The organism is Microvirga sp. VF16, assembly GCF_016864375.1.
Lineage (GTDB): Bacteria > Pseudomonadota > Alphaproteobacteria > Rhizobiales > Beijerinckiaceae > Microvirga.
This window is the reverse complement of record NZ_CP069358.1, coordinates 44,215-58,005: the sequence shown is the minus strand read 5'-3', so window position 1 is coordinate 58,005 and position 13,791 is coordinate 44,215. Positions and strand designations below refer to the sequence as shown.

At 57.3% G+C, this 13,791-nt stretch carries 12 protein-coding genes and 1 pseudogene; 3 read left to right on the top strand and 10 right to left on the bottom strand.

The window, feature by feature from the left end; translation table 11 throughout:
• Positions 1-501: 501 nt before the first annotated feature.
• Complete coding sequence (locus JO965_RS43130) at positions 502-717, bottom strand: hypothetical protein (RefSeq protein WP_203447729.1); 216 nt, start codon at positions 715-717, stop codon at positions 502-504.
• A 39-nt stretch (positions 718-756) separates the two neighbouring features.
• Between JO965_RS43130 and JO965_RS43125 the strand changes: the two genes are divergently transcribed.
• Together JO965_RS43125 and JO965_RS43120 are read left to right on the top strand one after the other, a co-directional pair.
• A complete protein-coding gene (locus tag JO965_RS43125; RefSeq protein ID WP_203447728.1) occupies positions 757-1,131 on the top strand; it encodes an HNH endonuclease signature motif containing protein in 375 nt (124 codons plus the stop codon).
• Between the two features lie 403 nt (positions 1,132-1,534).
• Positions 1,535-2,734, top strand: a pseudogene (locus JO965_RS43120) (IS256 family transposase).
• Between the two features lie 42 nt (positions 2,735-2,776).
• Here JO965_RS43120 and JO965_RS43115 read toward each other — a convergent pair.
• From JO965_RS43115 to JO965_RS43095, 5 genes are all read right to left on the bottom strand, one after another.
• Positions 2,777-3,508: an acyltransferase gene (locus tag JO965_RS43115; protein WP_203447727.1), complete on the bottom strand. Its 732-nt coding sequence runs from the start codon at positions 3,506-3,508 to the stop codon at positions 2,777-2,779.
• Positions 3,509-3,932: 424 nt separating this feature from the next.
• Complete coding sequence (locus tag JO965_RS43110; protein ID WP_203447726.1) at positions 3,933-5,123, bottom strand: glycosyltransferase family 1 protein; 1,191 nt, start codon at positions 5,121-5,123, stop codon at positions 3,933-3,935.
• Positions 5,077-6,291, bottom strand: a complete 1,215-nt coding sequence (locus tag JO965_RS43105; RefSeq protein ID WP_203447725.1) for a hypothetical protein — start codon at positions 6,289-6,291, stop codon at positions 5,077-5,079. The genes JO965_RS43110 and JO965_RS43105 overlap by 47 nt, the downstream gene beginning before the upstream one ends.
• A 25-nt stretch (positions 6,292-6,316) precedes the next feature.
• Positions 6,317-7,255, bottom strand: a complete 939-nt coding sequence (locus JO965_RS43100) for a hypothetical protein (protein WP_203447724.1) — start codon at positions 7,253-7,255, stop codon at positions 6,317-6,319.
• A gap of 53 nt (positions 7,256-7,308) precedes the next feature.
• The gene (locus tag JO965_RS43095) at positions 7,309-7,983 is read right to left on the bottom strand and encodes a hypothetical protein (protein WP_203447723.1); all 675 of its coding nucleotides are present in this window, start codon (positions 7,981-7,983) and stop codon (positions 7,309-7,311) included.
• A gap of 146 nt (positions 7,984-8,129) precedes the next feature.
• Between JO965_RS43095 and JO965_RS49115 the strand changes: the two genes are divergently transcribed.
• The gene (locus JO965_RS49115) at positions 8,130-8,264 is read left to right on the top strand and encodes a hypothetical protein (RefSeq protein WP_256451963.1); all 135 of its coding nucleotides are present in this window, start codon (positions 8,130-8,132) and stop codon (positions 8,262-8,264) included.
• A gap of 151 nt (positions 8,265-8,415) precedes the next feature.
• Here the strand turns inward: JO965_RS49115 and JO965_RS43090 are convergent, their stop codons facing one another.
• The 4 genes from JO965_RS43090 to JO965_RS43075 form a co-directional block, all read right to left on the bottom strand.
• Positions 8,416-9,432: a WcbI family polysaccharide biosynthesis putative acetyltransferase gene (locus JO965_RS43090; protein ID WP_203447722.1), complete on the bottom strand. Its 1,017-nt coding sequence runs from the start codon at positions 9,430-9,432 to the stop codon at positions 8,416-8,418.
• A 203-nt stretch (positions 9,433-9,635) separates the two neighbouring features.
• Positions 9,636-10,640: a polysaccharide pyruvyl transferase family protein gene (locus JO965_RS43085; protein ID WP_203447721.1), complete on the bottom strand. Its 1,005-nt coding sequence runs from the start codon at positions 10,638-10,640 to the stop codon at positions 9,636-9,638.
• A 402-nt stretch (positions 10,641-11,042) separates the two neighbouring features.
• Positions 11,043-12,455, bottom strand: coding sequence for a hypothetical protein (locus JO965_RS43080; RefSeq protein ID WP_203447720.1), 1,413 nt, complete (start codon positions 12,453-12,455; stop codon positions 11,043-11,045).
• A complete protein-coding gene (locus JO965_RS43075; protein ID WP_203447719.1) occupies positions 12,452-13,585 on the bottom strand; it encodes a glycosyltransferase in 1,134 nt (377 codons plus the stop codon). Before JO965_RS43075 ends, JO965_RS43080 begins: the two co-directional genes overlap by 4 nt.
• Between the last annotated feature and the right edge of the window lie 206 nt (positions 13,586-13,791).

Genomic DNA, 13,791 nt, shown 5'->3' with positions numbered 1-13,791 from the left:
GGGAGCCAAGTCGCATCGTGGGCAGAGAAGGCTTCAGGCCTGAGAGCCGGGGGCTTGGGGACACCCGGGTCGGGGCGGCTTGGGCATGGCCCCTGGGGCGGCAGCGGCATCGGGCAAACCCGACTTGGAGACGCTTGGGCGGACCAAATGATCCTTCTCGTTATCAAGCAAAGTATCTAATACGTTGATATTTATAGCGAATCGGCGTAGATTATACTTAGTAAAGACAGAAGTTTAGCTGTGGCATGAACTATAGAGTGCGCAAAGACCTTCGGGATGTTTGCGTTCATCTGTCTGGTGCGGCCTCAGGAACTTGCCTTCTGTGTGTGGCGGAGCGCGATCATCTTGGCCATCGTTCGGTCAAGCCGCTCAAACTCACGCGCCGTAACAAGGACAGACCCAGCCGCCGAACCGGACGCCGTCTTCCCGAGGCGCAGGCCGCAGGCCCTTTGTTGGAGACTTGCCATGACCAGAGTGCCACGCCGTCGTCGGTGTTGTCGGTCACACGTGCCCGGGCCGGCCCTGCCCAGCGGCAGGCCATCCACAGTTGCCTCGCTCGGACTGCAGGCGCGCCTTGTCGCGGCCGATCCGGCTCGGCAGCGCCAGTTCGCCGATCTGATCGCCGCCTGGGAAATCCTGTGTGCTGACCAGGAGCGCCTGGTCCGGCAGATCCTGGCGGTGCTCAGGGAGGCGAGCGGGCGCGGTGGACCTGAGCATGAGCCGTCTCGTTCGCCTGATCTCTGACGGAGGTGTCCCATGCCCTTCCTTGCGACCGAGGACGTGGGCACCACCGTTCGCCGCAAGCTCACCCCCTCTCGGCGGCTTGCCGTCTGGGAGAGGACCGGCGGTCGGTGCGTGGTGTGTGAGGCCCCGATCGATGGGATTCGCGAGCGTTGGATTGCCGAGCATATTCGTGCCCTCGAGCTTGGGGGCGCCGATGATCTCTCCAACATGGGACCGGCGCATGAGATCTGCGCTTTGGCTAAAACGCGGGATGATCACCGCCGGACGGCCCGGGCCAAACGGCAGAAGATCCGGCACATTGGGGCTGAGGCGTCGAAGCGGCCCCTGCCGTTCGGACGAGCCAGTCCTTGGAAGCGGACACTGTCCGGACGCGTCGTTCCCCGGTGAGCCGATGACAGGGCGCCATGGCGCGCGCGAGATCTGGCACCGCCTGCCGTTCTGCTGATCGTCGTGGCACCGATGCGTGTGCGGATGCGGGCACTGCCCTTCCCCTGCCGGGTGGCTCCCAGGGGCACTCGGCCTGGCTTTCCATCCGTTCTTGGGGGGAGGAAAGCCCCTTCCGCATTACCCCCAGGGGGAGATAGATCACGGTATGTCTTGGGTACCGAAAGGGGGCAGCCATGGTGGCGTTCATGTCAGAAGCGTGGGCCGAGATTGCGGGGCAGTACGCCGACGGGGTTCCCGTTGCCGCGATTGCCAAGCGGTTCAACATATCGCGCGCCAGGATCACGCGCGGAACTGTCGGGAATTTCGTGTGGGGCCATTACGATGATCATGAGGGAGACATCGCATGGCACGCCGCAAGGAACCCCGCATTCCCGATCACCTGCTCGATCAACTGCTGGCCGGGGCTGACGCCAAAACGGCCTTTGCCAAGGATGGCCTGCTCGACGAGCTGAAGAAGGCTCTCGCCGAACGCGCCTTGAATGCCGAGATGGACCACCATCTCGATCAGGACAGCGAGAGCGGCAACACCCGCAACGGCTATGGCCGCAAGAGTGTGCTCACCGACACCGGCAGGATCGATCTGGAGATCCCGCGCGATCGCCTGGCGACCTTCGATCCGCAGCTGATCGCCAAGTACCAGCGGCGCTTCCCCGGCTTCGATGAGAAGCTCGTGTCGATGTACGCCCGCGGCATGAGCGTGCGCGAGATCCAGGGACACCTGCGCGATCTCTATGGCATCGAGGTCTCGCCGGATCTGGTGCCGTGCTGGAGGAGATCTCCGAGTGGCAGAACCGCCCTTTGGAGGCGCTCTACGCCCTGGTGTTCTTCGACGCGATCCGGGTCAAGGTGCGCGAGGAAGGCACGGTGCGCAACAAAGCCGTCTACCTGGCCCTCGGGGTGCGGCCGGACGGCGCCAAGGAGATCTTGGGGCTATGGATCGAGCAGAGCGAGGGCGCCAAGTTCTGGCTGCGGGTGATGAACGAGTTGCGGACCCGCGGCGTCGAGGACGTGCTGATTGCGGTGGTGGATGGTCTCAAGGGCTTTCCCGAGGCGATCACGGCGGTGTTCCCAGAGGCTCAGGTCCAGACCTGCATCGTGCATCTGATCCGCTCCTCGCTGGCCTTCGTGTCGTACAAGGATCGCAGAGCCGTGGCGGGAGCCTTGAAGGAGATCTATCGGGCCAAGGATGCCGAGGCCGGCTAGGCGGCCCTGGAAGGATTTGCGACATCAATCTGGGGCAAGAAATATGAAGCCATCGCAGCCTCCTGGCGGCGCCACTGGACGGCGGTGATCCCGTTCTTTGCCTTTCCCGAGGAGGTGCGTCGGATCATCTACACGACCAACGCCATCGAGGCGCTCAATGCCAAACTGCGCCGGGCGGTGCGGGCCCGCGGGCACTTTCCCACCGACGAGAGCGCGATCAAGCTGTTGTTCCTGGTCATGAGGCAGGCGCTTAAAAGAGTGGAAGATGCCGCCCCGGGAATGGAGCATGGCGAAAACCCAGTTCGCCATTCTCTTCGAAGGCCGCTTCAGGCTGGGATGATGAACCCGGCCCTTACAGGAAGTTCTGAAAGGCTCCGCGCTTTCAGGCCGTGAAGCTCATCCCGTGAGGATCCAATGTCGCCAACAGCATCTCTATACTGCGCTCACTCGGCTGAGAGTCCCTTGTCCATGACACGCCGGATCGGAGGATCCGAGCAGGAGATCCTGCAATGAGAGAAAGGGGAGGAACAGGCTTGGTCACAAGAGACCTGGCTCCGACGACAGACCCCTTGCCGACGTGGACGCCCTTCATGATGATCACATCAGCGGCGATCCAGACGTGCGGGCCGATTATGACGTTCTCCGGCTTATTGATCTGCGTCCGCTCAGCAAGATCGATGATACCATGGGAGTCAGACGTTCGGAGTTGAATGCCCCAAGAGAACATGCAGTCGTCGCCGACGCACAGAGACCGGCCATCTCCTTCGATCAGGCAGTCAATCGCGTTGCTTGAACAGTTCTCGCCAAAGAAGGCCGCGCTGTTCGACCGCCGAAAGGTAAGCTTGCACTGCAAGGCGTGCGGGCTTTGACCAATAACGGCAAGATTGCCGTCGCCGGCGAAGCTGAACTCACCTTTGACACGGGTCTGCGGACCAATGATCACCGTGTTGCCTTCACCGTGAAACGCCAGGCGGAGATTTTGTGGGGGCGACGCGGCGTCAACGATGACCTGATTAGGCTTGAAGCTTGGTGCGCCCACGAGCAAAATGCCCTTGTCCGCCAAAGCGGCAGCGTCATCCGGTTTATTCGTATGAAGAACCCGCGGCTCCTGCATCTGGCTGATGGAGTATCCATCCGATCCGACGGGAGACCCGGTCAGGGCCTTGAACGACGTGATGACCGACTGAATGCTTATCATACGAGGGCCTCCTACAACGGCTCGGGTTGCCGTCTGCGGGCTTCCTCGACACCCTGCCACGTGATCTGCAGCACGTCCAAGAGGAACCTCGCGAGGCAATGAGTGATTGTGGCCCTCGCCTTCATCAACGGGTCAAAGTGAATTGGTCCGACGCCGGAAACTGACAACAGGCCGAGGCCAGCGCCTTCGACGGGGGCATGTCCATATCCGCGGTGGAACGTCACGATCATCGCGCAATGACGAGAGGCAAGCCTGGATTGCCCCGGCTCCGTACCCAGAGTGGGCTGACACTCTCGCATCCGATCGGCGATTTCCTGGTTGCCACAGCTCGCGGGTCAGCTCATCCGGCATCCACCGAAGCCGTGATTGTCTCAAGCACCGTTCTGAAGGTGTTGTCCCACGACAGGCGCTGTCTGTCCCGTTCCGTATTGGTTTTCAGATGAGCGCGCAGCTGAAGGCTGTCCGTGATCATCGTTCGCATCCCCTCGGCCAGACTCTCTACGGAAAGAGGATCGAAGTAATAGCATGCGTCGCCGCCGACTTCGGGCAGGCTCGAGCTTAAGGACGAAAGACTCGGAGTCCCGACTGAGATCGCCTCCGCAACGGGCAGACCGAACCCCTCGAACAGCGACGGGAAGATCAGGAACTCGGCGGCTTTGAGAAGCTTGTATTTCGTATACTCTGAGACGAACCCCGTAATGTGAATACGGCCTGTGCTGATCGCCTCCTTGACAAAGGACGGAACGTCTGAGTTCTCCTCTAGCCATCCTCCTCGGCCCGTCACGACAAGCTTAATGTCGTCGAGGAGGTCTCGGTGTGCATCGAGAGCTTGGAACAGGAGCTTGAGATTTTTGCGCGGCTCACGGGTGCCGAGCACGAGGGCATACTTTTCAACCGGCGTCGATCCAACTTCGCTCTCGTACCGGATTTCGAAATCGGCGGGCCAGAAGACCCCATTGCTGATGATCTTGAGCCTCTCCGGTGCAGCGCCGAGATAGGCCATGAGATCATCGTGCGTCGCGGATGAGATGCAGAACGTGACCCGGTTTGTTTCGATGTCCGGGAGCAGGCTTGCGCCGTGATAATCGATGTTCTCCTTGATGTGGAACTGCGGTGTCAGAAGCGTCGAGAGATCGTGAACAACGCTGAACTCATGATCAAAAAGCCCACGACGCCGCTTCACTGAGGGAAAGAAGCCGATGTGAACACGGTCGGTGAGACCGAGGGGAAGCGGCCCCTCGTTCACCTCCCCATGGAAAAAGTCCCGGCGAAGGTAGAGGCCGCTGCGTCGGTCGAGGGCATCCTGCACCGCAGCCGTGTTCACGGCGTGATCTTCGAAAAAGAATGTGGTTTGGCTGGAAAAATGCGTCAGAAAGCGTTTTGCGAACTCTGCGGTGACAACCGGAATGCCGGTCCACTCATGATCAAACAGGGGCGTCACATCCACATAGAAGTGGAGGCGGGGGTGGGGCAGTGCTCTCGTGTCAAGCATGAGGGTGACCTTCGGCCGGAGCACCAGAATGAGTGTCATCCCCGACGACCTTTGCGTTCGGGCGATGGGTCAGGATCAGGGACAGAAGGGTGCGAACATCGGCCATCGTGGGAACTGGTCTTTTCACAACCCGGGATCCGAGCTCATCGTCGAGCAGAACGCGTTCCGGCGGACGGTTGAGCGGGACGTCAGGAGTTCTCGTCTCTGTCACGGTCGCACCGATCGTGAACGTGGGCACGCCCAAGGCTGCCAGGCGGCGGCACGACCAGGGCGCGTCCGGGTCTCCGGCATCGAGGGCAGCGGCGCTGAACAGGGCTTGCACCGCGCGCAGGCTGCTACGGGTGGGGCCCAGAGCGAAATACAGTGATGTGCGATGGCGCTCCGCGTCCACCAGCTTCAGGCAGTCGGTAGCGAGGCGGACAAGGCGTTGCTTCGAACCCTGGCTTTCATTGAAGGGGAACACCACGATGTTGATTGATTGAGCGGCTTGATGCCGAGTCCGTGCCAGCAGCGTGAGCAAGGGAGGGACGATCGAACCATCATGATCCAGATTAAACGGGATCAGCAGATTTGTGGCGCCCTCGGCCCGGGCCCGAGACAGGAATTCGCAATGGGTTTGCGATGACCGCCATAGGAGAGGAGCACGAAGGTAATGGGCGTGGGTGTCGGCAGCGAATTCGGAAAACGGGATCACCTCCAGGGAGCGACGTCCCTGGTCTGGTGAGTGGCCATCTCCATCGCGGGCCAGGCTCGCGGTCATCTGGGCCAGGTCGTGCAGCAGGGTACTAGAACTGTCGCCGAGATAGAAGCAGGTCTCGAACAGTTGATCCGTTCGGCTGGCGAGTGTTCGGGCGAGATAGCTGTCCGTCCCGTCTTCCTCGATCGCCGGGCTATCGGATGTGATGAGCACGTTGCGGCAGCCCTTGATGATGCGCGCCCGCCGCCGTGAGCCAACCCTGACGTGGACGGTTGGACCGCTGATAAACCCAAGCTGCTCGCCTTGGATCTGGCGGGCCAAGGTGTGGGATGACACCAGTTCGGGAAAGTAGCAGTAGCCGATGTTGGCAGCCTGCTGATAGGCGCCAGCAAGGATTTGAACCTGAGATGCGGCCCCAAAAAGGCATTGGAGCGGCTCATACTGGTCAAGGGGCACGATGGTTGCTCCGGCCGGCGGAGCAAAGTCATAGGCGCTGAAGACAACGTTCATGGGAATCAACCGAGCGGCTGTTGCCTCAGCCGAGCAACCGCAGCGAGGGGGCCGTCGCGGTGAAGGTGGGATCTGACTGGCGAATATTGCTTGTCCTCTGATTGATTTCAGCCTCCAGGAGTTGGGCCGCTCTTTCAGGGGAGGGAAAATCGATGGTCTCAACAGGACGATCGTACATTACGGAGTTTTGGAAGCCCAGCTTCTCGAACAGGACTTCGTTCATGTGCTCGCCGCGGTTGCCGATGTATTTCCCAAGCACGGGAAACGTATTGATGCCGATGCGGCCCAGCATGTAGGTGCCGATCTTCTTGACGTCATCCTGCGACGAGACGCCCAGCGGGATGCCCCGGCTGCGAAAGTAGGCCAGGATCTCGGGCGTGGGCCGGCGGCGATACTCTTTTCCGACCACAAGGTCATAATAGGGTTTGAGCCATTGGTGCAGCTCGAGCCAGTGGGAGCGCACCAGTCCAAAACCCCAGTGATGGTCGATCCGCTCGATCCGGGCCGCGTTCTGGTGCTGGGTCTGCAAGGACGCCCGTAAGTGACCATAGGCAGCAAAGTAGCCCACGAACCGGCTCTCGATCGAGGCTGCTGCGAGGCGGTCCATCACCTGCAGATACTGCGGCGCGAGGACCATGTCATCCTCGAAAAAGTAGGCACAGTCTGCTTTCAGAACCTCGAAAAAGTGCGTTTCGGCCCGCAGGAAGTTTTCGCAGACGCCGATATTCGCCTCGGACCGGAAGACGTGCCCGTTCGGGAAGTACTTTTTGAACAGCTCAACCGATTGGTCAATCAAATGGTCCTCGGCCTTCCGGACCTGGCTGTAGGCATTCACAGCGCCATCCTGGAAGAGGAAAATCTCCCGCTGCGACCAGTCAACTCCCAGTTGCGCTCGCAGGGAGGCGAGCACCGGCTCGAGAAAGTCGGGGCGGGCAAAAGACATAACACCAATCGGCCAGGGCATAACGGTACTCATTTAATTCAGAGCCGATTCATACTGGCCTTTCAATCTGGCCGCTAGTCCGCTGGAGGGAACAGAAATGGGTACCGGGCCTCATAGGGCGAGGGCAGGCTGTCGCTTCCCGGGCGCTGATGGTCATGGCTTAGAAGGGTCACCAAAAACTGCTCAGGAGACATCTCACCGGAGACAAGCGCGCGTTCAAAGCGTGGCACGGCGCCCGGATCAGCCCACCGGTTGAACACGAACATATAGCTGACATCGATGAAGCGGCGGGCCCCCATCGCTAGGAGGCTGAGATCCAACCGAAGGCTGCCGACATGCTGGCGAACGTCGTCGATGGTCCAGGCCGGGAGAGGCCGAATGAGTTCCTCGATGTGAGTGCGACTTTTTCGATGCCTGTCGACGGGCACCGTAATCTGAAATTCTCCCAGATCGGTGCTGGAGCCATCGCCATTTTCGCTCCTCAGCACAATCGCGTGCTCCCCTGGAGGCAAGTCAGTCAGGCTCCTGGCCTGAAAGCTGTAGTGGCCATGCCCAATCCGTGCCTGCAGCAGGTCCCGGCGAAAGCGATCGGCAATGGCACGAGCAACGCATTCGCCATTCCAAAAAATCCCAACCTGACAAGGGAACCTGGCCGATGCGCCGCGGGCCCATCCCTCGAAGAGACTGCTCTCAGTGAAACGATCTAAATGTGCCTGAAGAGTCATTGTTGTAATGGTCCAACGCGCCACTGTATTCCAACAATTATTAGGTTTGTCACGTCCTCGTTATCATTCTAGGTGCAATCACAAAAGGGTGGACTTGCGCCCACACGCGCCTGGCCAATCGCACCACCGTGCAGGTGGGCCGCTATGTTCACGCCCGTCAGATGTGGCGCATGCGCCGCGAATTCAAACGGCTGACGATCTATTTGGGCCGGGTCTATCACGATTTAGCACGGAAGGTCGTCGGGGACGCTATGAATGCGCAGCTCGTGACGGCCAGGCACTACCTGCGGCTGATCCTGACCTGACCCACTGTTGTTGTTGCCTGGTTCATTGCGGCTCTGATGAACTCACCTGCGCAACCGGATCCTTCCCAGGCAGCCTGAAACCGCATTGTTCAGGCCGACTGATATGTCGAGATCAAGAACAGCGCGGGCACTGTGCGCAAGCTAGCTGTCCTCAGTTAATCCAATGCCCGCTATACACGAACGCCCGCCCAAGCTTGTCGGTGGTGGCACTCGTTGAGATGATCTCAACCGGCATGTCTTGGGCTTTCATCGGCCACTGCAAGCCCTTGGTAACAAGGAAGTCCGTGGGGCGACAAGCAACTTTATCTTCCACAGAGAGGCCTGCGGCCAGCCCCGGCTGACTCTTGATGAACGTATGCGTCCTAGCCCGAAGCAATCTGGCAGCACGATCCGCGTAAAGCGTCAGGTACTCCCGCAACGAGAAGACCCGACGGGGCAGGTTCTCGCGGTCCTCGAAGTCGCTGTCACAGAACTCAAGGCCGAGCTGATCCGCCACTCCCGGTAGGATCGGGACGCGCTTCTCAGGCTGGAGTTCAGACCCCGAGGTAAAGAAGCCCTTATCCAGGCTGATGCCTAAATGCTCCGCAATCCGCCACGCAACATACTTGTACAGAGTGGTGCTTGGATGGTTCGGGGTCAGAAATAGGCGGGACCGCTTGTAGTGCTGCAGGATGAAGTCCGATACACGGAAGTCCGTCTCCATAGTGGTTTCATGGGCAACTAGGTGCTCCGTCGTCCGCTCAAGGGCAGAGTGGACAGTATCGCCTAGGAAAGTGGCGCGAAGAAGCATATCATAGGCGAGATCAAACGGCATCTCGGCCATGAGGTCGAACAGTTGCGGGTAGATCCAGCCCTTGAACCCAAGCAGTTGACCCTGTATGCAGCCGGGGAAGTAGCCGTTCCATTGCAGCCACGGAAAACAAACCGTCTGGATGCCGTTGGCTTCGCAGAAGGCTTTCAGACGGTCGGTGTTGTAGTCCCCCTTGTTGGCGATGGGGGAATAAACAACAGCATCGAAGGTGGCTGCGTAGTCATACGGGAAAGGCTTCCTGGAGGCGATAAGGGTGAAGTTCGTAATGTGGTCGAATGTATGCCCTTCGGGGGCGAAACGCTCGAAAGCCCGTCTTAAGACCCCAGCGTGACAACCGCCATAAAATAACACTTTCATTGTCAGCCCTCCGAAGGATTGTTACTGAATGTCTCTATCCCCAGCTAGAGACATCTCCTCGTGCTTACCGCACTCTGTGGAATCAGCCAAAGATTAGAGCCGTACGCGGGAGAGTGTCACGCAACGTTCTGAGAGCGCATAGGGGAAGCCCCATGCGTTTCCCAAACGGTACTTGCAGATAAAAGCTACAACTCGATTCGAGACTACTCGAATCCGATATCCTGCTTGATCTTCGCTGCTAACTTCACCAGGCCGTCATCCGCCTTTTGTCGCAAATTGTGCCGACTTGCATAAGGAATTTTGGCCATGAAGCGTGAGAGCCGGTCGGGAAGGTCAGGGTGCCGATGGTGAGCTACTAGCTCTTCACGTTCTAACAGCTTATAGAAATTTCTGAACTTGTCGGTCGTAATGAGCATAATAGCAGGTATACCAAACATGCTAGCAACAACACAGCCATGAAATTTCATGCTCGCGAGAACGGTGCACTCACCGATGGCTCGGGTAAGATCCTCGATGTTTTCTGAGGCAATCGTTTCGACACCAGGAAGAGCCAATTCCTCAGCTGCCTGACGATCTTCTTCTCCGATTATGCCGGTAGCGAGTACAATGTGCCGGATCCTATAACCAAGAGAGACCGCTTTTTCACACAAGGCTCTCACGTTCTGCCACTGAATCTCGCCTGGCTTTTGTTTCCGGGAAACAAGTCCAAAAATCGGGGGGTCTGATGGCCGTTCGACAGACGGAAGATCAAGCGCGCAGACGATATCGGGAGTATAAAGCACCTCCACCCGTGGCGCTAACTTCTTTTCTATCCAGGCTTTGCTCTCACGGTCTCGAACGGTGATTTGCCTCACATTGTCGTGCTGAAAAAACTTAGCTAGGCGTTCAACGACTCTCTCGTTCTCGCCACCCCACGTGGGCACCCCGATGCCGTGCATATAGATCGGTTTTGCAAGGAACGCATCCTCAAAATACTGGTCTGTCCAATAGTCAGGAATGACTAGGTCCCCGCCTCCAATAAGGATCGCGTCAAGATCTCTAACTTTGTCATCGAGAGGGGAGAGGTAATACGGACGCTTAAGTATGTCCTGGAGGAACACGAGCTCAAAGTCTTGCTCCAAGTACTTTCTGAAGACATCCAAGAAAAGCTCGTCTCCGTAATTTCCGTAGCCATAATATCCTACCAAGCCTAGTCGCCGCTTTGTCATAACCGCTCCAAAATGTTGATCGTGGTACCGCCGGTCCTATACTCCAACATTGCCTGTTGGGAAGACCAATTTGCGGCAAAGTTCATCCGCTCCGCCTGAGATTGTGGCGAGACGCTATATGCGCAATACCCAGCGTCCCTGGAATGAATTCTGGTCCTGCTCATTCTACTCCCGAATATGTATCTAGATGCAGAGTGAATGTTGGATTACAGGCAAACGCAGCTTGTACGGCGGGCTGTGCTGGCATCTGTCGCCATTAAAGTCATCGCGACGGCGCGTATCTCGTTGTTATAAAAGATCCTCCGGCTAGATAAGGTACCTGTGTGCAGTACTATCAGGCACGTGTGCTGTTAGATGTCGCCCACAAGGAGGTTCACCACTTGTGAGCCACTACATGCAAACTCAATGGGCTCTATCGGTGATTTGATGAGAATCGCTGTGGGAATAGTGAATGACTACCTGAGTGACTGATACAGAAAGAGTGCGATCATCATGACTACCTTCAGCTGTTGCGGGAGAGGCAGCGACATCGCTTTCGATTCTCAGTGCCTTGAAGCAGTCGTTCTGGCGGTCTTTGGGCCAGTTAAGTGCAATGATAAAGCGCTGGTCCCCTGACCCATCTTTAACTTCGACCGAAGCTGAAACGTGGTCGAAAAATGCACGCAGCGAGGGACGCTCTGCGGCGTATACACTTTTCAATTGCAGTACAACTCGCTCAACGAGCCTATCTGGTTCAGGGTTGAACAGAATACCGCTCTGCCCCATCCAGCGGAAATCTACTCCGTCACTGCTCTCCACATTGTACCATCCATAAGAGAAGGACTCCGACTTAGCAGGAATTGTGTGGATAAGCGTATGCTGTTTAGGCTCATTGGTTGGTTCGACGTTTGGTGAATATATGAGCTCTTTGAAATTCAAAACTGACTTCGGAAGTGGCTTCGGCTTACCCTCGGTACCTTCTATGTTCTCCCGGTGCTCCGTAGCTCTCGCATCCAACAGGTGCAACATCATGTATTCTATGAAGGCGTCGATACGCTCCTGCAGAGTGCGCAGTCGATCGTTGCTTTGGCTCGCGATAGTTCCGATCTGAAGCGACGTTGAGCTGCGAATCTCTTCAATTCGGCTTTCCAGATCGATCATCTTGGCATGTACGTTGTCATCTTCGATGCGGGCCAGCACCGTGGATGTGAGTGGCACATCCGATCCATACTCGAATATCTCAACTGAGAGGCCCTGATCAGTTATGTCCGTCGGCAGGAGCTGCATCGCGAAGTGACAAACGGAGCCGCCGTCATCGAGCATCCTTGGATGCTCGACTGTGAGTGGCCGCGGGATTTTGCGATTGACGCGCGCAAACAAGTGGGGGCGAGCCAAGCCGTTCTTCCGATTGACCGCCGTGCCACGTAGCATTCCGTTCCGTAGGCTTATAGCCTCAACATGGAGCTCTCCAGGTCCGAGGAGAGCTAGAGCATCATCATGGGTCCGGAGTTCGAGTGGAGAACAGAAGTCGTGCCCTGTGGATTTGGCAACGAAGCGGATTTCCGAGGGGAGTTCTACCCAAGGCAGATAGTGGATTGGGATTTCGAAGGGTTTGCCAGCCTGGAACGATCCTCTCAGATGTTGACCACCGATTCTGATACCACGGACTAGAGCCTCGACTTCGTCATCAATCGTAAAGTCGACGCTGGCAATGAAATTTACCGCATTGGACGAGAAGCCGACTGGCTGCGCGACGCCCGCAGCGCCATCTCTTCTTTGGGTGTGATCTATGGCGGCTGTAGCAGCTCGCAGCTGTATTTCTTTGGGTTGTCTCATTGGAGCCCCTCACGCAGTTGATGCAGCGCTTCGACTAGGTCGTCATACTGATTCTGAACCTCTGCCATGTATCGGGCAAATGTTGCTCGCGAAGCAATGCGAAGTTTGTCGCGCTCAGACTCTGAAGCCGTGTATACGTGCATGGCTTGAACGAAGTCGTTCATGTTACTGATTTCGTGGAAAGGGTGCGATGTTCTAATGCCTTCGAAGGCGTCGCGGGTTCCGATCATCGGCTTTCCAAACGCGAGGCCCTCTATAGTTTTGATCTTTAGACCTGTTCCACCAAGCATCGGATTCAAAACACACTCGACCTTTTCATAAAAATCGGAAAGGGCGTCGACCATACCCATGTTTACAACGCCTGGGCCCAGATTCAACTTCCGCCGCGATATCGTACCCGCTATAGCCCAAGGCCCGGCAGGATTGCTATTCAGGGCGGAAGCCATTTCCTGTATTGATCGAACGTTGAGGGGGTTACCGCTGCCTAAGTAGCCGAAGCGCATAGGAGGATCTTTGTCGTAATGTCTCGTTAGGAACAGCGGATCAAAAGAATAGCCTACTGTTGTGACTGGGCCGTCGTATCGCGAACGGATTTGGGCGCTCTCGTTGCTTTGGATGCCAATAACGACGTCTGCACGGCTAAATCCTTTTGCTTCCTCTGCCTCGGTCGTAAAAAACCATCTAGGCTCGAGGCGTTGTTCGAGGAAGACCTCGCGCCGTCCCCCGAATATATCGTGAGTGTCGATCACCTTCACGCAGTCAACAAGACCTTCAAGAACTTTGGACAACCAGACATAGTTCACGATGACAACATCGTACTTGTTTGTTCCGACGATCTCTCGTGTCGCCTCGCAAAGCGCGTCTGAGCACCAGTCGTCAATTCCCCAACCCGTTGGTAGCTTGGGGTGAGGAAGAGGACGCGACGAGAGGAAGAAAAATCGTCTCCAAAAGGACGACATCTCTTTGCGCTGTTCGTCCGATATGCCGTCCATACCATAATAGAGCAGATCGACACTCAGGCCCCGCCGCATAAGCTCCCGTCCAAACCGCTGAACCCGAGCAGAATTGCCCTGATCCGCCGGATGCGAGTAGGTGGGCGAAATAACAAGCACTGACAGAGGTTTAGTCATAGAGATACCACGAGCTTGTCGATGCAAACACCGAGTCCATTTTGCCCTAAGTCGGGCAGAGCTATAGAAACCACCGCCTCGGGTATGCTGATATCTGCGACTGCCAGCTCAAGCATACCCGTGGTGTCCGACCATGCTGTGAAGGTATGTTCAACAAGCCTACCATTAAGAAAGGTTCGTATTCGCTTGCTAACTTCAGGTGATTC

What these genes read in the sequence shown, in the direction of transcription:
- JO965_RS43130 (WP_203447729.1), bottom strand. Translation starts at nt 717, where the DNA reads ATGCTCAGGTCCACCGCGCCCGCTCGCCTCCCTGAGCACCGCCAGGAT.
- JO965_RS43125 (WP_203447728.1), top strand. Translation starts at nt 757, where the DNA reads ATGCCCTTCCTTGCGACCGAGGACGTGGGCACCACCGTTCGCCGCAAG.
- JO965_RS43115 (WP_203447727.1), bottom strand. Translation starts at nt 3,508, where the DNA reads ATGCAGGAGCCGCGGGTTCTTCATACGAATAAACCGGATGACGCTGCC.
- JO965_RS43110 (WP_203447726.1), bottom strand. Translation starts at nt 5,123, where the DNA reads ATGACACTCATTCTGGTGCTCCGGCCGAAGGTCACCCTCATGCTTGAC.
- JO965_RS43105 (WP_203447725.1), bottom strand. Translation starts at nt 6,291, where the DNA reads ATGAACGTTGTCTTCAGCGCCTATGACTTTGCTCCGCCGGCCGGAGCA.
- JO965_RS43100 (WP_203447724.1), bottom strand. Translation starts at nt 7,255, where the DNA reads ATGCCCTGGCCGATTGGTGTTATGTCTTTTGCCCGCCCCGACTTTCTC.
- JO965_RS49115 (WP_256451963.1), top strand. Translation starts at nt 8,130, where the DNA reads ATGCGCCGCGAATTCAAACGGCTGACGATCTATTTGGGCCGGGTCTAT.
- JO965_RS43090 (WP_203447722.1), bottom strand. Translation starts at nt 9,432, where the DNA reads ATGAAAGTGTTATTTTATGGCGGTTGTCACGCTGGGGTCTTAAGACGG.
- JO965_RS43085 (WP_203447721.1), bottom strand. Translation starts at nt 10,640, where the DNA reads ATGACAAAGCGGCGACTAGGCTTGGTAGGATATTATGGCTACGGAAAT.
- JO965_RS43080 (WP_203447720.1), bottom strand. Translation starts at nt 12,455, where the DNA reads ATGAGACAACCCAAAGAAATACAGCTGCGAGCTGCTACAGCCGCCATA.
- JO965_RS43075 (WP_203447719.1), bottom strand. Translation starts at nt 13,585, where the DNA reads ATGACTAAACCTCTGTCAGTGCTTGTTATTTCGCCCACCTACTCGCAT.